This window comes from Streptomyces sp. AC550_RSS872 (assembly GCF_019049285.1).
In the GTDB taxonomy this organism is placed as follows: domain Bacteria; phylum Actinomycetota; class Actinomycetes; order Streptomycetales; family Streptomycetaceae; genus Streptomyces.
Window position 1 is genome coordinate 21,531 of sequence record NZ_JAGMUL010000051.1, and the last position, 19,157, is coordinate 40,687.

Annotated in this window: 15 protein-coding genes and 1 pseudogene; 15 read left to right on the forward strand and 1 reads right to left on the reverse strand. The window is 69.9% G+C overall.

Annotated elements, in window-relative coordinates:
* The first annotated feature begins 30 nt into the window (after positions 1 to 30).
* The 9 genes from ftsW (at position 31) to KUM44_RS21915 (ending at position 8,604) form a co-directional block, all read left to right on the forward strand.
* Complete coding sequence (gene ftsW, locus KUM44_RS21875) at positions 31 to 1,395, forward strand: putative lipid II flippase FtsW (RefSeq protein WP_217210110.1); 1,365 nt, start codon at positions 31 to 33, stop codon at positions 1,393 to 1,395.
* Positions 1,396 to 1,401: 6 nt separating this feature from the next.
* A complete protein-coding gene (murG, locus tag KUM44_RS21880) occupies positions 1,402 to 2,493 on the forward strand; it encodes an undecaprenyldiphospho-muramoylpentapeptide beta-N-acetylglucosaminyltransferase (protein WP_030049257.1) in 1,092 nt (363 codons plus the stop codon).
* Between the two features lie 25 nt (positions 2,494 to 2,518).
* Entirely contained in the window at positions 2,519 to 3,316 is a 798-nt protein-coding gene (locus tag KUM44_RS21885; protein ID WP_217210117.1) for an FtsQ-type POTRA domain-containing protein, read from the forward strand.
* 284 nt (positions 3,317 to 3,600) lie between these two features.
* Complete coding sequence (gene ftsZ, locus KUM44_RS21890) at positions 3,601 to 4,824, forward strand: cell division protein FtsZ (protein ID WP_217210118.1); 1,224 nt, start codon at positions 3,601 to 3,603, stop codon at positions 4,822 to 4,824.
* Between the two features lie 10 nt (positions 4,825 to 4,834).
* Entirely contained in the window at positions 4,835 to 5,563 is a 729-nt protein-coding gene (gene pgeF, locus KUM44_RS21895; RefSeq protein ID WP_217210123.1) for a peptidoglycan editing factor PgeF, read from the forward strand.
* A gap of 6 nt (positions 5,564 to 5,569) precedes the next feature.
* On the forward strand, positions 5,570 to 6,289 hold the full coding sequence (locus KUM44_RS21900; RefSeq protein ID WP_217210132.1) for a YggS family pyridoxal phosphate-dependent enzyme: 720 nt from the start codon (positions 5,570 to 5,572) through the stop codon (positions 6,287 to 6,289).
* Positions 6,290 to 6,411: 122 nt separating this feature from the next.
* Positions 6,412 to 7,053 carry a cell division protein SepF gene (locus tag KUM44_RS21905; protein WP_030049252.1) on the forward strand — a complete coding sequence of 214 codons (642 nt, stop codon included), beginning with the start codon at positions 6,412 to 6,414 and terminating at the stop codon, positions 7,051 to 7,053.
* A gap of 59 nt (positions 7,054 to 7,112) precedes the next feature.
* On the forward strand, positions 7,113 to 7,400 hold the full coding sequence (locus KUM44_RS21910) for a YggT family protein (RefSeq protein ID WP_004001943.1): 288 nt from the start codon (positions 7,113 to 7,115) through the stop codon (positions 7,398 to 7,400).
* A gap of 55 nt (positions 7,401 to 7,455) precedes the next feature.
* Entirely contained in the window at positions 7,456 to 8,604 is a 1,149-nt protein-coding gene (locus KUM44_RS21915; RefSeq protein WP_217210138.1) for a DivIVA domain-containing protein, read from the forward strand.
* Between the two features lie 209 nt (positions 8,605 to 8,813).
* Here KUM44_RS21915 and ileS read toward each other — a convergent pair whose 3' ends face one another.
* Positions 8,814 to 11,957 carry an isoleucine--tRNA ligase gene (gene ileS, locus KUM44_RS21920; RefSeq protein WP_217210143.1) on the reverse strand — a complete coding sequence of 1,048 codons (3,144 nt, stop codon included), beginning with the start codon at positions 11,955 to 11,957 and terminating at the stop codon, positions 8,814 to 8,816.
* A gap of 1,275 nt (positions 11,958 to 13,232) precedes the next feature.
* Here ileS and KUM44_RS21925 point away from each other — a divergent pair.
* The 6 genes and pseudogenes from KUM44_RS21925 to KUM44_RS21950 all read left to right on the forward strand — a co-directional run bounded on the left by KUM44_RS21925 (position 13,233) and on the right by KUM44_RS21950 (position 19,052).
* Complete coding sequence (locus tag KUM44_RS21925; RefSeq protein ID WP_374202060.1) at positions 13,233 to 14,402, forward strand: TraR/DksA C4-type zinc finger protein; 1,170 nt, start codon at positions 13,233 to 13,235, stop codon at positions 14,400 to 14,402.
* A 70-nt stretch (positions 14,403 to 14,472) separates the two neighbouring features.
* Positions 14,473 to 15,069 (forward strand): signal peptidase II, encoded by a 597-nt coding sequence (gene lspA / locus KUM44_RS21930; RefSeq protein WP_217210150.1) that lies wholly within the window; start codon positions 14,473 to 14,475, stop codon positions 15,067 to 15,069.
* Positions 15,070 to 15,144: 75 nt separating this feature from the next.
* Entirely contained in the window at positions 15,145 to 16,089 is a 945-nt protein-coding gene (locus KUM44_RS21935; protein WP_217210152.1) for an RluA family pseudouridine synthase, read from the forward strand.
* Entirely contained in the window at positions 16,086 to 16,568 is a 483-nt protein-coding gene (locus KUM44_RS21940) for a GNAT family N-acetyltransferase (RefSeq protein ID WP_217210154.1), read from the forward strand. Before KUM44_RS21935 ends, KUM44_RS21940 begins: the two co-directional genes overlap by 4 nt.
* Positions 16,569 to 16,655: 87 nt before the next feature.
* Positions 16,656 to 18,273: pseudogene (locus tag KUM44_RS21945) on the forward strand (Na+/H+ antiporter).
* 38 nt (positions 18,274 to 18,311) lie between these two features.
* Positions 18,312 to 19,052, forward strand: coding sequence for an SDR family NAD(P)-dependent oxidoreductase (locus KUM44_RS21950; RefSeq protein WP_217210156.1), 741 nt, complete (start codon positions 18,312 to 18,314; stop codon positions 19,050 to 19,052).
* Positions 19,053 to 19,157 lie beyond the last annotated feature (105 nt).

The window sequence follows — 19,157 nt, forward strand, 5'->3', positions numbered from 1 at the left end:
CGTACTCCCACGGCGAGGCGGTGGGCGCCGATGCCCGGTAGCCGTACGGGACGACCCCCCGTCCAGCGCGCGGTCCGGCGCCCCGTCGCTCCCCGGCCCTCGCCGCACGACAGCGCCGTACGCCGGCTCTACATCCGGCTGAACCGGGCCTGGGACCGGCCGCTGACCGCGTACTACCTGATCCTCGGCGGCAGCCTGCTGATCACCGTGCTCGGTCTGGTGATGGTCTACTCGGCCTCCCAGATCAAGGCATTGCAGATGTCGCTGCCGGGGTCGTACTTCTTCCGCAAGCAGCTGCTGGCCGCGGCGATCGGCGCCGGTCTGCTGTTCGCCGCCTCACGGATGCCGGTGAAGTTGCACCGGGCGCTGGCGTACCCGATCCTCGCGGGCGCCGTCTTCCTGATGGCGCTGGTGCAGGTCCCCGGGATAGGAGTCGCGGTCAACGGCAACCAGAACTGGATCGCCCTCGGCGGCTCCTTCCAGATCCAGCCCAGCGAGTTCGGCAAGCTCGCGCTGGTGCTGTGGGGCGCGGACCTGATCGCCCGCAAAGAGGACAAGAAGCTGCTCACGCAGTGGAAGCACATGCTGGTGCCGCTCGTGCCGGTCGCCTTCATGCTGCTCGGGCTGATCATGCTCGGCGGCGACATGGGTACGGCGATCGTCCTGTCGGCGATCCTGTTCGGCCTGTTGTGGCTGGCCGGGGCGCCGACCCGGCTGTTCGTGGGGGTCCTGTCGGTGGCCGGCCTGATCGGCCTGCTCCTGATCAAGACCAGCGAGAACCGCATGGCCCGCCTTCAGTGCCTGGGCGCCACCGAGCCGCAGGCCGGTCCTGTCGACTGCTGGCAGGCAGTGCACGGCATCTACGCGCTCGCCTCCGGCGGAATCTTCGGTTCCGGGCTGGGTGCGAGCGTGGAGAAATGGGGCCAACTACCCGAAGCCCACACCGACTTCATCTTCGCCGTCACCGGTGAGGAACTGGGCCTGGCGGGGACGCTGTCGGTGCTCGCCCTGTTCGCGGCTCTAGGCTATGCGGGTATCCGCGTGGCCGGACGTACGGAGGATCGCTTCGTCAGGTATGCCGCGGGAGGTGTGACCACCTGGATCACCGCGCAAGCCGTGATCAACATCGGTGCGGTGCTCGGCCTGCTGCCGATCGCCGGCGTCCCCCTTCCGCTGTTCTCCTACGGAGGATCCGCCCTGCTGCCGACCATGTTCGCCATCGGGCTGCTGATCGCGTTCGCGCGCGACGAGCCCGCTGCGCGGGCAGCGCTTTCCGTGCGGCAACCCCGCTTTGGTAGAAAGCGTGCGGGAGGCGCCGGCTCCGGCCGGCCGCCTCGGAGATGGAACACGATGCGACGGCGTGCCTCGGCGGCGCGCTCGTCCGGAGAGCGGTGAATTTCGGTGCATGTCGTACTCGCCGGTGGGGGGACCGCCGGCCACATCGAGCCCGCGCTCGCCCTCGCGGACGCCCTGCGCAGGCAGGACCCGACCGTGGGAATCACGGCCCTGGGCACGGAGCGCGGCCTGGAGACCAAGCTCGTCCCGCAGCGGGGCTACGAGCTCGCGCTGATCCCCGCCGTGCCGCTGCCGCGCAAGCCCACGCCCGAACTGATCACCGTCCCGGGCCGGCTGCGCGGCACGATCAAGGCGACCGAGCAGATCCTGGAGCGCACCAAGGCGGACGCCGTCGTCGGCTTCGGCGGCTACGTCGCCCTGCCCGGCTACCTCGCCGCCAAGCGCCTCGGTGTGCCGATCGTGATCCACGAGGCCAACGCCCGCCCGGGCCTCGCCAACAAGATCGGTTCGCGGTACGCCGCCCAGGTCGCCGTCTCGACTCCGGACAGCAAGCTGCGCAACTCGCGCTACATCGGCATCCCGCTGCGCCGGACCATCGCCACTCTCGACCGGGCCGCCGTCCGCCCCGAGGCCCGCGCCGCGTTCGGCCTCGACCCGAACCTGCCCACGCTGCTGGTCTCCGGCGGGTCGCAGGGCGCCCGCCGCCTCAACGAGGTCGTCCAGCAGGTCGCGCCCTGGCTCCAGCAGGCCGGAATCCAGATCCTGCACGCGGTCGGGCCGAAGAACGAACTGCCGCAGGTGCACCAGATGCCGGGGATGCCCCCGTACATCCCGGTACCGTACGTGGACCGGATGGACCTCGCGTACGCCGCGGCCGACATGATGCTCTGCCGTGCGGGCGCGATGACCGTCGCCGAACTCTCCGCCGTCGGACTCCCGGCCGCCTATGTCCCGCTGCCCATCGGCAACGGCGAACAGCGGCTCAACGCCCAGCCGGTGGTCAAGGCCGGCGGCGGACTGCTGGTCGACGACGCGGAACTCACGCCCGAGTGGGTGCAGCAGAACGTCCTGCCCGTGCTCGCCGACCCGCACCGGCTGTACGAGATGTCCCGCGCCGCAAGCGAGTTCGGCCGCCGGGACGCCGACGACCTGCTCGTCGGCATGGTGTACGAGGCGATTGCCTCGCATCGCCGCTAGGAACGTATGACGGAGGGCAGGGAGCGTGGCCGGACCGACGACCGCAGAGCGCGGTGAACGCCAGCAGGAGTCGTCCGACCCGCCCCTCGCCCGGCGATTGAGGCCGACGCCGAGACTTCGTGCGATCATCATCCTTCTTGTCGTGCTCGCCCTCCTCGGCGCGGGCTCCGTGTGGCTGCTGTACGGCTCCAAGTGGCTGCGTGTCGAGCGCGTATCCGTCTCGGGGACCCGGGTTCTGACGCCCGAACAGGTCCAGGAGGTGGCCGACGTCCCGGTGGGAGCGCCGCTGATTTCTGTCGACACCGACGCGATTGAGACACGGCTTCGCCAGGAATTGCCCCGAATTGACGTGGTTGACGTGGTTCGCTCCTGGCCGCATGGAATCGGCCTTAAAGTGGCGGAGCGCACTCCGGTTCTGATTGTCCAAAAGGACGGAAAGTTCGTCGAAGTGGACAAGGAAGGCGTCCGTTTCGCCACGGTTTCTCAGGCTCCGAAAGGCGTTCCCGCACTGGAATTGACGGCGTCCCGGTCGAGCTCCGCCGCCGCGAGCCTGCGCCGCTTCGGGGAGAGCCGACTGGTGCGGGAGGCGGTGCGCGTCGCCCGGGCCCTTCCGGACGCCGTCGCGCGCGACACCCAGGTCGTCAAGGTCCGTTCCTACGACGACATCTCACTGGCTTTGACCGGCGGACGAACCGTGGCCTGGGGGAGTGGCGAGAAGGGGGATGCGAAGGCTCGCACACTCACCGCTCTCATGAAAGCCTCGCCGGATGCGCGGTACTTCGACGTCAGCGTTCCCACCGCGCCTGCGTCATCAGGGAGTTGACGCACATCCGCGCAGGCCAGCACCCTGGTTGGGCAGCGACATGGCTGATCACATAGGGTGAAAAGAAAAACGGGAGGTTCGGCGTGTTCGTTGAACGTGCGCCACTTGTCGACTTAGTGTCCTGTTCAGAAGACTTCAAGGAACAGACACACTGGTAACCCTAAACTTCAGGGTTAGGGTTCGGGTCGGCGCTACGGACCGTCCCATTCGGCATCAGTCGCGGTTCACGAAGCACAGCCTCTCGTGATCCGACGACCCGTAACTCGAGGCGAGAGGCCTTCGACGTGGCAGCACCGCAGAACTACCTCGCAGTCATCAAAGTCATCGGTGTCGGCGGCGGTGGTGTCAATGCCATCAACCGGATGATCGAGGTCGGTCTCAAGGGCGTCGAGTTCATCGCCATCAACACCGACGCGCAAGCTCTGTTGATGAGCGACGCCGACGTCAAGCTCGACGTCGGCCGTGAACTCACCCGCGGACTCGGCGCCGGAGCCAACCCGGCCGTCGGCCGCAAGGCCGCCGAGGACCACCGCGAGGAGATCGAAGAGGTCCTCAAGGGGGCCGACATGGTCTTCGTGACGGCCGGTGAAGGCGGCGGCACCGGGACCGGCGGCGCGCCCGTCGTGGCCAATATCGCCCGCTCTCTTGGCGCCCTCACCATCGGCGTGGTCACGCGCCCGTTCACCTTCGAGGGACGGCGCCGCGCCAACCAGGCCGAGGACGGCATCGCCGAGCTCCGCGAAGAGGTCGACACCCTCATCGTCATCCCGAACGACCGGCTGCTGTCCATCTCGGACCGCCAGGTCTCGGTCCTCGACGCCTTCAAGTCGGCCGACCAGGTCCTGCTCTCCGGTGTCCAGGGCATCACCGACCTCATCACCACCCCGGGCCTCATCAACCTCGACTTCGCCGACGTCAAGTCGGTCATGTCCGAGGCCGGTTCGGCTCTCATGGGCATCGGCTCGGCCCGCGGCGACGACCGCGCGGTGGCCGCGGCCGAGATGGCGATCTCCTCGCCGCTGCTGGAAGCCTCCATCGACGGCGCCCGGGGCGTGCTGCTCTCCATCTCCGGTGGTTCCGACCTCGGCCTGTTCGAGATCAACGAGGCGGCCCAGCTGGTCAGCGAGGCCGCCCACCCCGAGGCCAACATCATCTTCGGCGCGGTCATCGATGACGCCCTCGGCGACGAGGTCCGGGTCACCGTGATCGCGGCCGGCTTCGACGGAGGCCAGCCGCCGGCCCGGCGGGACAACGTCCTCGGTTCGACCTCGTCGTCCTCCTCCTCTTCCCCTTCCTCGTCCCCGGCCCGCCGTGAGGAGCCCACCCCGGTACGGCCGGCCGAGAGCCGCCCGTCCTTCGGCTCGCTCGGCAGCGTCACGCCGAAGGAGGAGCCGGAGTCCGCGCCCGAGCCGGCGAACGACATCCCGGTCGCCCCGCCGGTCCCGCCGTCGCGGACCTACGCCGACAGCGCGGCGGAGGAACTGGACGTTCCGGACTTCCTTAAGTGATCCTTCAGACGTGATAGGACAGCGCGACACCGTGAGCGGCGCGCACTTCGCCTTCACCGACCGGTGGGGCGGGGTGAGCGCCGCTCCGTATGAGGAGCTCAACCTCGGCGGCGCGGTCGGTGACGACCCGGGAGCCGTACTGACCAACCGCGAACTCGCCGCCAAGTCCCTTGGGCTCGGCCCGGGCGAGGTCGTCTGGATGAACCAGGTGCACGGGGCGGACGTCGTCGTGGTCGACGGACCATGGCGTGATCGTCCGGTGCCGGACGTCGACGCGATCGTCACGGCGCAACGGGGCCTCGCCCTTGCCGTACTCACCGCCGACTGCGTGCCGGTCCTGCTGGCCGACCCGGTCGCCGGGATCGTCGGCGCGGCACACGCGGGACGGCCCGGCATGATCGCCGGGGTCGTCCCGGCCGCGCTACGCGCGATGACGGACCTGGGTGCCGAGCCGTCCCGGATCATCGCCCGCACCGGCCCTGCCGTCTGCGGACGGTGCTACGAGGTGCCCGAGGCGATGCGCGCCGAAGTGGCCGCCGTGGAGCCGACGGCGTACGCCGAGACGAGTTGGGGCACGCCCGCGGTGGACGTGGCCGCCGGAGTGCACGCCCAGCTCGGGCGCCTCGGGGTGCGCGACCGGGAGCAGTCGCCGGTCTGCACGCTGGAGTCGCGCGACCACTTCTCGTACCGCCGCGACCGCACCACCGGTCGGCTCGCGGGCTATGTATGGCTGGACTGAATGGACATGACGGACCGTAAGGACGAACTCGCCGCGAACCTGGCGAAGGTGGAGGACCGTATCGCCGCGGCGTGCGCGGCGGCCGGGCGCGCCCGCGAGGAGGTGACCCTGATCGTGGTCACCAAGACCTATCCCGCGAGCGATGTGCGGATGCTGTCGGAACTCGGTGTGCGCCATGTCGCCGAGAACCGCGATCAGGACGCGGCACCGAAGGCCGCCGAATGTTCGGATCTGCCCCTTGCGTGGCATTTTGTCGGCCAACTCCAGACCAACAAAGTGCGATCTGTGGTCGGTTACGCGGATCTCGTGCAGTCCGTCGATCGTTCCAAGCTGGTGACGGCCCTGTCGAAGGAGGCCGTACGGCAGGAGCGTGAGGTCGGCTGTCTGATCCAGGTGGCGCTGGACGCGGGAGCCAGTGAGAGGGGCGAGAGGGGTGGTGTGGCGCCGGGCGGGATCGAAGAGTTGGCCGACCTCGTCGCGAAGGCCCCCGGGCTCAGGCTCGACGGGCTCATGACCGTGGCTCCGCTCAGCGGGGAGTACGCGGGGCGCCAACAGGCGGCGTTCGAGCGGTTGATGGATTTGTCGACGGACCTGCGCCGAGCTCATCCGGCTGCGAACATGGTCTCGGCAGGGATGAGTGCAGACCTCGAAGAGGCCGTGGCGGCCGGTGCGACACATGTGCGCGTCGGCACTGCGGTACTCGGAGTCCGCCCCAGGCTCGGGTAACGTCGCCAGGAAGTCGGACCACAGCAGAAAATATGGTCAATGTCGCCGAAAGGCGGGCGTAACGACCGCGTGGATCGCGGGCACTTGGCAGTCGATCCACCACAGAGCGGAGGACTCAGAGCATGGCCGGCGCGATGCGCAAGATGGCGGTCTACCTCGGCCTCGTGGAGGACGATGGGTACGACGGCCGGGGGTTCGACCCCGACGACGACTTCGAGCCCGAACTGGACCCGGAGCCCGAGCGGGATCATCGACGGCACGAGCCGTCACATCAGTCGCACAGTGCACATCAGTCCCAAAGGGACGAAGAGGTGCGAATCGTGCAGCCGCCCGCGCCGCGTGAACCCGTGGCTCGATCGACTTCGCTACCCGCGGAATCCGGCCGCCCGGCGCGCATCGCGCCCGTGGCGTCCATCACACAAGAACGCGCAAGCCTGGAGAAGAACGCACCGGTGATCATGCCCAAGGTCGTGTCGGAACGAGAGCCGTACCGGATCACCACACTTCACCCGCGGACCTACAACGAGGCCCGTACCATCGGGGAACACTTCCGTGAAGGCACCCCGGTGATCATGAATCTGACTGAGATGGATGACACAGACGCGAAGCGACTTGTCGACTTTGCGGCTGGTTTGGTGTTTGGTCTTCACGGCAGCATCGAGCGGGTGACGCAGAAGGTGTTCCTGTTGTCTCCTGCTAACGTCGATGTCACGGCGGAGGACAAGGCCCGTATCGCAGAGGGCGGGTTCTTCAACCAGAGCTGAGACGCACCACCGGAAACAACCGCACGGATCAGGGAACAGGGGAGAGGGAAGCACCAGTCATGAGCGTGGTCTTGCAGGTTCTCTACATCGCGCTGATGGTCTTCCTCATCGTGCTTATCTTCCGGTTGGTCATGGACTACGTCTTCCAGTTCGCCCGCTCGTGGCAACCCGGCAAGGCGATGGTGGTCGTTCTGGAGGCCACCTACACTGTCACTGATCCACCGCTCAAGCTTCTGCGGCGGGTCATCCCGCCGCTGCGTCTCGGGGGCGTGGCGCTCGACCTGTCCTTCTTCGTACTGATGATCATCGTCTACATCCTGATCACGCTCGTGCGGAGCGCGATGTGAGCGATGTGACAGATACGGTCTTGCCGACTGCCGACGACAACGTTGAGGTGAAGAGATGCCGTTGACCCCCGAGGACGTGCGGAACAAGCAGTTCACGACCGTCCGCCTCCGAGAAGGCTATGACGAGGACGAGGTCGATGCCTTCCTCGATGAGGTCGAAGCCGAACTGACGCGACTGCTCCGCGAGAACGAGGACCTGCGCGCCAAGCTGGCCGCGGCCACGCGCGCCGCTGCGCAGAACCAGCAGAACATGCGCAAGCCCCCGGAGGGCCCCGGCGGTCCGCAGGACCAGCAGCAGGGCGGCATGCCCCAGCAGGGCGGCATGCCTCAGCAGGGCATGCGCGGTCCCGGCGCTCCTGTGCCCGCCGGCATATCGGGCCCGCCGCAGCAGCAGATGGGCGGCCCCATGGGAGGCCCGCCCCAGCTGCCCAGCGGTGCTCCGCAGCTGCCCGCCGGTCCCGGCGGTCAGGGTGGCCCGCAGGGTCCCGGTCCGATGGGCCAGGGTCCGGGGCCGATGGGCCAGCCCCCGATGCAGCAGCAGATGGGTGGCCCGATGGGCGGTCCTATGGGTGGTCCCATGGGCGGCCCGGGTCAGGGTGGCCCCGGTGGCGACAGCGCCGCCCGTGTCCTCTCGCTGGCCCAGCAGACCGCCGACCAGGCGATCGCCGAGGCTCGTTCCGAGGCCAACAAGATCGTCGGCGAGGCGCGTTCGCGTGCCGAGGGTCTTGAGCGTGACGCCCGTGCCAAGGCTGACGCCCTGGAGCGGGACGCGCAGGAGAAGCACCGCGTCGCGATGGGCTCCCTGGAGTCCGCCCGCGCCACGCTGGAGCGCAAGGTAGAGGACCTGCGCGGCTTCGAGCGCGAGTACCGCACGCGGCTGAAGTCCTACCTCGAGTCGCAGCTGCGCCAGCTGGAGACCCAGGCGGACGACTCGCTCGCCCCGCCGCGGACCCCGGCCACGGCGTCCCTCCCGCCGTCCCCGGCGCCTTCCATGGCACCGGCCGGCGCGAGCGCCCCGTCCTACGGCGGCAACCAGACGATGGGCGGCGCCCCGTCTCCGGCTGCTCCGTCCTACGGCGGTCAGCAGCAGATGTCCCCGGCGATGACCCAGCCCATGGCACCGGTCCGGCCGCAGGGTCCGTCCCCGATGGGCCAGGCTCCCTCGCCGATGCGCGGGTTCCTCATCGACGAGGACGACAACTGACGGTTGGTAGTACGCCGTAGGCGTCGGCAGCGTTCAGGGCGGGGCCCCGGATTTCGATCCGGGGCCCCGCCCTTTTGCTACGCGTGTTCATGGCGTTTGCGGTGTTTGTTCGGGGATCGGATGCGGTGTCCGACGTACACAACGCCGAAGGCCCGGGCCGGCCAAGATTTTTTGGCGGCCCGGGCCTGCTACGCGCGCGGGGTGTGTGACTACGCCTTGCGCAGGCGGAACGTCAGGGTCAGGCCCTCGTCCTCGAACGGGGAGCCGTAGCTGTCGTCCGCCTCGCCCTGGGCGAAGTCCGTGGCGAGGACCTCGTCGGCGATGAGCTCGGCGTGCTCGGCCAGCGCCGCGGCGGTCGCCTGGTCGGTCGCCGTCCAGCGCAGGGCGATGCGGTCGGCCACGTCCAGGCCGCTGTTCTTGCGGGCCTCCTGGATCAGGCGGATCGCGTCACGGGCCAGGCCCGCGCGGCGCAGCTCCTCCGTGATCTCCAGGTCCAGGGCGACCGTCGCACCCGAGTCGGACGCCACGGACCAGCCCTCGCGCGGGGTCTCGGTGATGATCACCTCGTCCGGAGCGAGGGTGACCGTCTCGCCGTCGACCTCCACCGATGCCGTGCCCTCGCGCAGGGCCAGGGACAGCGCCGCGGCGTCCGCGCCCGCGACGGCCTTCGCCACGTCCTGGACGCGCTTGCCGAAACGCTTGCCCAGGGCGCGGAAGTTGGCCTTGGCGGTGGTGTCCACCAGGCTGCCGCCGACCTCGGAGAGGGACGCGAGGGAGGAGACGTTCAGCTCTTCCGTGATCTGCGTGTGCAGTTCGCGGTCGAGGGAGTCGAAGCCCGTCGCCGCCACCAGGGCACGGGACAGCGGCTGACGCGTCTTCACGCCCGACTCCGCGCGCGTGGCACGGCCCAGCTCGACCAGCCGGCGGACCAGGACCATCTGCTTGGACAGCTCCGGGTCGATCGCCGACAGGTCCGCCTGCGGCCAGGACGCCAGGTGTACCGACTCAGGCGCGTCCGGGGTCACCGGGACGATCAGGTCCTGCCAGACCCGCTCGGTGATGAACGGGGTCAGCGGGGCCATCAGCTTGGTGACCGTCTCGACGACCTCGTGCAGGGTGCGCAGCGCCGCCTTGTCGCCCTGCCAGAAGCGGCGACGGGAACGGCGGACGTACCAGTTGGACAGGTCGTCGACGAACGCCGAGAGCAGCTTGCCGGCGCGCTGGGTGTCGTACGCCTCCAGGGACTGGGTTACCTGGTCGGTCAGTGCGTGCAGCTCGGACAGCAGCCAGCGGTCCAGGACCGGGCGGTCGGCCGGGGCCGGGTCTGCGGCGGAGGGCGCCCAGTTCGACGTACGGGCGTACAGGGCCTGGAAGGCGACCGTGTTCCAGTACGTGAGGAGCGTCTTGCGGACGACCTCCTGGATCGTGCCGTGGCCCACGCGGCGTGCCGCCCACGGGGAGCCGCCGGCCGCCATGAACCAGCGCACCGCGTCGGCGCCGTGCCGGTCCATCAGCGGGATCGGGTCCAGGGTGTTGCCCAGGTGCTTGGACATCTTGCGGCCGTCCTCGGCCAGGATGTGGCCGAGGCAGACGACGTTCTCGTACGACGACTTGTCGAAGACCAGCGTGCCGATCGCCATCAGCGTGTAGAACCAGCCGCGGGTCTGGTCGATCGCCTCGCTGATGAACTGCGCCGGGTAGCGGCTCTCGAAGAGCTCCCGGTTCTTGTGCGGGTAGCCCCACTGCGCGAACGGCATCGAACCCGAGTCGTACCACGCGTCGATGACCTCCGGCACGCGCGTGGCCGTCTTGCCGCAGCCGTCGTGGCGGCAGGCGAAGGTGACGTCGTCGATGTACGGGCGGTGCGGGTCCAGGTTCGCCTGGTCGGTGCCGGTCAGCTCGGTGAGCTCCGCGCGGGAGCCTACGCAGGTGAGGTGGTCGTCCTCGCAGCGCCAGATCGGCAGCGGGGTGCCCCAGTAGCGGTTGCGGGACAGCGCCCAGTCGATGTTGTTGTTCAGCCAGTCGCCGAAGCGGCCGTGCTTGACCGTGTCCGGGAACCAGTTGGTCTTCTCGTTCTCCTCAAGGAGGCGGTCCTTCACGGCCGTGGTGCGGATGTACCAGGACGGCTGCGCGTAGTAGAGGAGCGCGGTGTGGCAGCGCCAGCAGTGCGGGTAGCTGTGCTCGTACGCGATGTGCTTGAAGAGCAGGCCGCGCTGCTGGAGGTCCTCGGTGAGCTTTTCGTCGGCCTTCTTGAAGAAGACGCCGCCGACCAGCGGGACCTCCTCCTCGAAGGTGCCGTCGGGGCGGACCGGGTTCACGACGGGCAGGTCGTACGCGCGGCAGACCTTGAGGTCGTCCTCACCGAAGGCGGGGGACTGGTGGACCAGACCCGTGCCGTCCTCGGTCGTGACGTACTCGGCGTTGACCACGTAGTGGGCGGGTGCCGGGAACTCGACCAGGTCGAAGGGGCGCTGATACGTCCAGCGCTCCATCTCGGCGCCGGTGAAGGACTGGCCGGTGGTCTCCCAGCCCTCGCCGAGGGCCTTGGCGACGAGCGGCTCGGCGACGACGAGCTTCTCCTCGCCGTTGGTCGCGACGACGTAGGTCACGTCGGGGTGGGCGGCCACGGCGGTGTTGGACACCAGGGTCCAGGGGGTCGTCGTCCACACCAGGAGGGCGGCCTCGCCGGCGAGCGGACCGGAGGTGAGCGGGAAGCGGACGTACACAGACGGGTCCACGACCGTCTCGTAGCCCTGGGCCAGCTCGTGGTCGGACAGGCCGGTGCCGCAGCGGGGGCACCAGGGGGCGACGCGGTGGTCCTGGACCAGCAGGCCCTTGTTGAAGATCTCCTTGAGCGACCACCAGACGGACTCGATGTACTCGGGTTCCATCGTGACGTAGGCGTCGTTCAGGTCGACCCAGTAGCCCATGCGGTTCGTGAGCGCTTCGAAGGCGTCGGTGTGGCGCAGCACGGACTCGCGGCACTTGGCGTTGAACTCGGCGATGCCGAACGCTTCGATGTCCTTCTTGCCGCTGAAGCCGAGCTCCTTCTCGACGGTCAGCTCGACCGGGAGGCCGTGGCAGTCCCAGCCGGCCTTGCGGGCCACGTGGTAGCCGCGCATGGTGCGGAAGCGGGGGAAGACGTCCTTGAAGACGCGGGCCTCGATGTGGTGGGCGCCGGGCATGCCGTTGGCGGTGGGCGGGCCCTCGTAGAACACCCACTCGGGGCGGCCCTCGGACTGCTCCAGGCTCTTGGCGAAGATCTTCTGCTCGCGCCAGAAGTCGAGCACCGCGTGCTCGAGGGCGGGCAGGTCGACCTGGGCGGGTACCTGGCGGTACGTCGGCGTTGTCATCAGCGGGCTTCCTCCGGCGGACTTGCTGCCTTCCGTCCGGAGGGACGAGAGCCGTGTCTTCCTACGCCGGTTTCGGCGCGCTCCCGCGGTACCACCCTCCTTGGCCCTCCGACACGGGGTGTGCGTCGGCGAGCCCCCTCATTGGGGTCGCGATGCCGGTTCTACTGGCCGCTGCTGTTTGGCTGCGGCTTTCTTCCGACGGCTCCGGGGTGATCTTCACGTCGCGCTCGCCCCCGGGCTTCCACCGTCCCCGGGTCGCTCTGGGCTGCGTACGTCGCTACTCGTCCCCATCCACGCTTTTCGCTCCGCCCAGTGTACGGCGCCCCGAGGACAGCGGCCGACCGGTTTTCCGGCGGCCGGGGGTGGCCGGGGTGTGCCGGCCGGGTGACCCGAATGGAGCGGTACGCGTGTTCGGATTCTGGGACGTCCGGCTCGATTGCATACCCGGCGGGGAGCTGGGCACAACGGTTGCAGGTCTCCCGCGCTGCATGCGCGAGGCGGGCGAATCGGGCGGTGTGCCCCGTTGCCGCGGGACTCAAGTCGATTTATCGTCCCAGCACGATTCGCGAGCAAGATCACAATATGTGAAGGGGCCGCGGCATGGTGGCTAAGAAGACCGCCGAACAGCAGTCGGCGTCGGGCAGGTCCATCCATGCGGGCGCCTCCGGCGGGGTGAGGGCCGGGGTGGGTGCCGCCGACGGTATGGGGGCCTCCGATGGTGTGGGTGTGTCCGGTGGTGCTCGTGCCTCACGTGGTGCCGGTGTGTCGGTGAGTGCGGGGACTGCTGGTGTTGCTGGTGTGTCCGATGCCGCGGGTGCCGCGGGTGAAGTGGGTATGTCCGGTGGTGCGGGGGCTTCCGGTGGCGCGGCCAAGGACGTGGGTGGGAAGAAGAGCGCGCAGGGGGGTGCGGCGCGGGCGCGGGACGGGAAACCGCTGAAGGCGGTGCGGGGGGCGGACAAGGCGGCGGGCGGCAGGACGGGGGCCTCTACGGCGGGCGGCAAGGTGACCGCTCCCGAGGCGGGCGGTGGAGAAGCGGCCGTATCGAAGACCACCACCAAGAAGGGCGGCGGCGAGAAGGCCTCGGCGAGGAGGGCGGCGGCCAAGGCGAGCGCCGACAAGTCCGACGCCGGGAAGGGCACCGACGAGAAGACGGTGGAGGCGGCGGCCAAGAGGGGTACGGCAAAGGGAGCGGCGGCAAGGAAGGCTGCCGCTGAGGAAGGTGCCGCCAAGAAGGACACAGCCAAGGAAAGTGCTGCCAAGAAGGCGACTGCGAAGGTGGCCGACGCAAAGGAAGCTGCCGGTCAGAAGGCGTCTCGGAAAAGGGGGGCCGGTGGTCAGGGGGGCGCGGCCAAGGTGAGTCCGGTCGAGAAGGGCGCGGCCGGCAAGCGCACCGCCAAGGTGAGCGCGGCGGAGAAGGGTTCGGCAGGGAAGCGTTCGGCCGAGGTGAGCGCGGTGGAGAAGGGGTCGGTGGGGAAGCGTTCGGTCGAGGTGAGCGCGGTGGAGAAGGGTTCGGTGGGGAAGCGCTCGGTCGAGGTGAGCGCGGCGGAGAAGGGTTCGGTGGGGAAGCGCTCGGCCAAGGTGAGCGCGGTGGAGAAGGGTTCGGCAGGGAAGCGCTCGGCCAAGGTAAGCGCGGTGGAGAAGGGTTCGGTGGGGGAGAGCGGGTCCGAGGTGAGCTCGGCAAGGCAGGGTTCGGGAGGGGGAAGCGCGGCCGAAGTGAGCGTCGCGGAGAAGGGCTCGGCAAGGAAGGGCGTCGAGGGGAAAGGCTCGGCGAGGAGCAGCGCGGCAGTGAAGGGCTCGGCGGAGGGTGGGGCGGTAGTGAAGGGCTCGGCGAGGAGCAGCGCGGTAGTGAAGGGCTCGGCGGAGGGTGGGGCGGGCGAGGTGCGGGCGGCTGGGGTGCGTGGGGTCGCCGAGGGCAGGGCCAAGAAGGCGGGCGCGGCGCAGGCCGCGGAGCAGACGGGAGCCACGACGGTGGTTGCGAAGAAGACTCCTGGCACGGCCACGGCGGCCAAGACCGCCGTTCCCAAGGCACGCATCGCCGCGGTGGAGCCCGGCGAACTCGCGGTGCGCCCCGGTGAGGACCCCTGGACCCCGGAGGAGGTCGAGGAGGCGCGCGCCGAGCTACAGGCCGAGGAGACGCGGCTGCGCGAGGAGATCACCTCCTCCGAGCAGTCCCTCGTCGGCCTCATGCGGGACTCCGGGGACGGAGCCGGCGACGACCAGGCGGACACCGGCGCCAAGAACATCACGCGCGAGCACGAACTGGCGCTCGCCGCCAACGCGCGCGAGATGCTCACCCAGACCGAACGCGCCCTGGAGCGGCTCGACGCGGGCACCTACGGCCTCTGCGAGAACTGCGGCAACCCGATCGGCAAGGCACGGATGCAGGCCTTCCCGCGCGCGACCCTGTGCGTCGAGTGCAAACAGAAGCAAGAACGCCGGTACTGACCGGTAGGCGGGTGCCCCCGGACGTGTCGTACTCTCGTCCTCAGTCAGGTACCTAGGTTGAGGGACTCACGTGGCAGAGGCGGAGCGCATCATCGGTACGCCGGATACCCCAGAGGCGGCGGGAGCCGAGCCGGAGCAGGCCGCCGGGCACGCGAAGGACACCGCGGCCGAGCGGCCCCGGGGCAGGCGCCGGATCGCCGTGCTGTTCGGCGTCGCAGCGTTCGCGTACGCCCTCGACCTGGTCAGCAAGATGATCGTGGTCGCCAAGCTGGAGCACCACCCGCCGATCGAGATCATCGGTGACTGGCTGAAGTTCGAGGCGATCCGCAACGCGGGCGCGGCCTTCGGTTTCGGCGAGGCCTTCACCGTGATCTTCACGGTGATCGCGGCGGCCGTGATCGTGGTGATCGCCCGGCTCGCCCGCAAGCTGTACAGCCTGCCCTGGGCCATCGCGCTCGGCCTGCTGCTCGGCGGCGCCCTCGGCAACCTCACCGACCGGATCTTCCGTTCGCCGGGCGTCTTCGAGGGCGCGGTCGTGGACTTCATCGCGCCCAAGCACTTCGCCGTGTTCAACCTGGCCGACTCGGCGATCGTGTGCGGCGGCATCCTGATCGTGCTGCTGTCCTTCAAGGGGCTGGACCCCGACGGGACCGTCCACAAGGACTGAGGCGGGCAGCGGCCGGGCGGCGGTTGTCCACAGGCTCCGTACGGGGCTGTCCGCCCCGTCCGGCATACTCGACGGGTGAGCACGATTCCCGAGATCCGTACCCTGCCCGTGCCCGACGGCCTGGAGGGCGAGCGCGTCGACGCCGCCATCTCCCGCATGTTCGGCTTCTCCAGGACCAAGGCGGCCGAGCTGGCCGGGGCGGGCAAGGTCCAGGTCGACGGCACCGTGGTCGGCAAGTCCGAGCGGGTCCGCGGCGGGGCCTGGCTGGAGGTGGAGATGCCGGGCGCGCCCGCGCCGGTGCAGATCGTCGCCGAGCCGGTCGAGGGCATGGAGATCGTGCACGACGACGATGACGTGGTCGTGATCGTCAAGCCCGTCGGGGTCGCCGCCCATCCGTCGCCGGGCTGGTCGGGGCCGACCGTCATCGGCGGGCTCGCCGCCGCCGGGTACCGGATCTCGACCTCCGGTGCCGCCGAGCGCCAGGGCATCGTGCACCGGCTCGACGTGGGCACGTCCGGGCTGATGGTCGTCGCCAAGTCCGAGTACGCGTACACGTCGCTCAAGCGCCAGTTCAAGGAGCGCACGGTCGACAAGCGGTACCACACCCTGGTCCAGGGCCACCCCGACCCGACCAGCGGCACCATCGACGCACCCATCGGCCGCCACCCCCACCACGACTACAAGTGGGCCGTCACCGCCGAGGGCAAGCCGTCCATCACGCACTACGACCTCATCGAGGCGTTTCGCGCGGCCTCACTGCTCGACGTGAAGCTGGAGACCGGCCGCACCCACCAGATCCGCGTCCACATGGCCGCCCACCGCCACCCCTGCGTCGGCGACCTGACCTACGGCGCCGACCCGACGCTCGCCAAGCGCCTCCGGCTGACCCGCCAGTGGCTGCACGCCGTACGGCTCGGCTTCGAGCACCCCGGGGACGGGCAGTGGGCCGAGTTCGAGAGCGACTACCCGGCCGACCTCCAAAAGGCCCTGGACCAGGTCCGCGAGGAGACATACGCGTGAGTCCGCCGTCGCCGTCCACCCGGTACGCGGTGCGCGTCGCCGAGGACCCCGCCGACCGCGAGGCCTGCTTCGCGGTGCGCAAGGAGGTCTTCGTTGTCGAACAGGGTGTTCCGCAGGAGATCGAGTACGACGCCTACGACGCCGACGCCGTGCATGTGCTGGCCGTCCGGGAGGACGGGCTGCCGCTCGGGACCGGGCGGCTGCTGTACGGCGAGGCGGCCGCGGCGAAGGCCGACGGCGATGCGTCGGTGGGCTCGCTGGGGCGGCTCGCCGTGACGCAGGCGGCGCGTGGCCTCGGCGTCGGCGCGGCCCTGGTGCGGGCCATCGAGGACGCGGCACGCGCGCGTGGGCTCACGGCCGTGGACCTGCACGCGCAGACACATGCCCTGGGCTTCTACGAGCGGCTGGGATACGTGGCCTACGGGCCGGAGTTCCCCGACGCGGGGATACCGCACCGGGCGATGCGGCGCGCTCTGTAGCCGAGGGTCCGTAAACGCTGGTGGGAAAACCGGCGCGGCAGGCTTGAGACCTGTTGTGAGGACGTCGACCCGCCCGGAGCGCTGACCGTGGATCAGTTGGCCCTGCTGTTCGTGCTGTTACTCGGGGCCGTGGTGAGTGTCCCGGTGGGGGACCGGCTGGGGCTGCCGGCACCGGTGCTGATGACGCTGCTCGGGATCGTGCTCGCGCTGCTCGAGTTCGTGCCGAACGTCGAGGTTCCGCCGGACCTGATCCTGCCGCTGCTGTTGCCGCCCCTGCTCTACGCCGCCGTACGGCGGACCTCCTGGCGGCAGTTCGCGGCTGGGGGTCCCCCCACGCCTTTAAGGCAGTGGGGGAGTGCGGCCCATCTTCCTGCTCGCCGTGGCGCTGGTCTTCGTCACGACGCTGTGTGTGGCCGCGACCGCCCACGCGATCGTGCCGGGGCTGCCGATCGCCGCCGCCGTGGCGCTCGGCGCGCTCGTCGCGCCGCCCGACCCGGTCGCTGCCACCGCCGCGGCCGGCCAACTCGGGCTGCCCCGGCGGCTGGTGTCCATCCTGGAGGGCGAGGGGCTCTTCAACGACGTGACGGCCATCGTGCTGTACCACGTGGCCATCGCCGCCGCCGTGAGCGGCACCTTCTCCCCCTGGCAGGTCGGACTCGACCTGGTGCTCTCCGCCGTGGTGGCGCCGGCCGTCGGGCTCGCGCTCGGCTGGGGCGCCAACAAGCTGATGGACCTGCTCGGGGACCCGACCCTTCAGATCGGTCTCTCGCTGCTCGTGCCGTACGCCTCGTACGTGATGGCCGAGGAACTCCACGGCTCCGGCGTGCTCGCCGTGCTGATCACCGCCCTGTTCCTCGCCGAGTACGCCACCGACGCCGACGACGTGATGACGCGGCTGGCCGGACACACGTTCTGGGACATCGTCGACACGCTGGTCACCGGTGTCGCCTTCGGCCTGATCGGGCTCGAACTGCACAACGCGGTACGCACGGCGTCCGGGCGCTGGGACGAGATGCTCGGCTGGGCGGCCGCGATCGTGTGCGTCGTCGTCCTGGTGCGGCTGCTGTATCTGCTGCCGGCGACCTGGCTCACCAAGCGGATGCACGCCAAGCGGGACGTCGACGAGGAGATCCCGATGAGCCGGCGGGAGACCGTCGTGATGTGGTGGTCGGGGATGCGTGGCGTGGCCTCGGTGGCGCTGGCGCTGGCCGTTCCGCTGGAGACCGACTCGGGCGCCCCGTTCCCAGACCGGGACGAGATCGTCTTCATCGCGTTCGGCGTGATCATGGCGACGCTGGTGCTGCAAGGACTGACCCTGCCGTGGCTGGTGAAGCGGCTCGGGGTGCGGGCCGACAGCGCGCGCGAGAAGGAGTTCGAGAAGCAGCTGGCGGTGCGGGCGGCGCGGGCGGCGAAGCGGAGGCTGAAGGAGATCGAGGCCGTCGAGGACCTGCCCGAGGAGCTGTCCGAGCAGATGCTGCGACGGGCCTTCGAGATCGGGGTGCGGATCAGCCCGGACATGGGTGAGGAGGAGCGCAGGGAGGCGCATCAGCAGCGGGTACGGCGGCTGAAGCGGGTGCGGCGGATCCAGAGCGAGCTGCTGAGCGCGGCGCGGCACGAGGTGCTCGCGGCCCGCAGCGAGCCGGGGGCCGATCCGGAGGTGGTCGACCGGGTGCTGCGGCATTTGGACGTGCGCAGCCTGCGGTGATCCCGCCGACGGCGACCCTGACTTCGTACGCTCTGGTCATGGCTCGCAACGTGGTGATCAGTGGTGGCGGTACGGGAATCGGGCTCGCGACGGCGCAGCTGTTCGCGGCGGACGGGGATCAGGTGCTGCTGCTGGGGCGGCGCGCCGAGGTGCTGGAGCGGGCCGGCGTGCCCGGTGCCCTCACCTGTGCGGCGGACCTGAGCCGGCCGCGCGCCGTGCGGGGCGTGGAGCGGTTCGTGGCGGCGGAGTTCGGCACCGTGGACGTACTGATCCACAGCGCGGGAGGCGCCGGCCATCTGGAGCCCGAGGTGGACAGCGACGAGCCCCTCGACGTCGTCCTGCACAGCTGGACGCTCAACTTCGGCCTCAACACCCTGACCGCGGCCCTGCTCACCGAGGCGCTGAAGGACCGGCTCGCCGACCCCGGCGGACGGGTGCTGTTCATCAGCTCCATCGCCGCCTTCCGGGGGTCCGGCAGCGTGGCGTACGCGGGGTCGAAGGCCGCGCTGCATCCGTACGCCCATGCTCTGGCCCGGCAGTTGGGACCGCGGGGGATCACCGTGAACGTGGTCGCGCCCGGCTATGTCGAGGACACCGAGTTCTTCGGCGGCGCGATGGACGAGGCACGGCGCGAGCGGCTGGTCGCGGAGACCTCGACCGGGCGGGCGGCCACGCCCGGGGACGTCGCCGCGACCCTGCACTGGCTGGCGTCCCACGCCGCCGGGCACATCACCTCGCAGATCATTCAGGTGAATGGTGGGGCCGAGCGCGGCCACTAGGCGCTCCGCTATTTGTGCCGCGGCTTGTCGTCGTGCGTCTGCGTCGACGTTGTGGCTGGTCGCGCCCACGCGGCGGTAGCCGCACATCGACTACAGCCCCGCGCC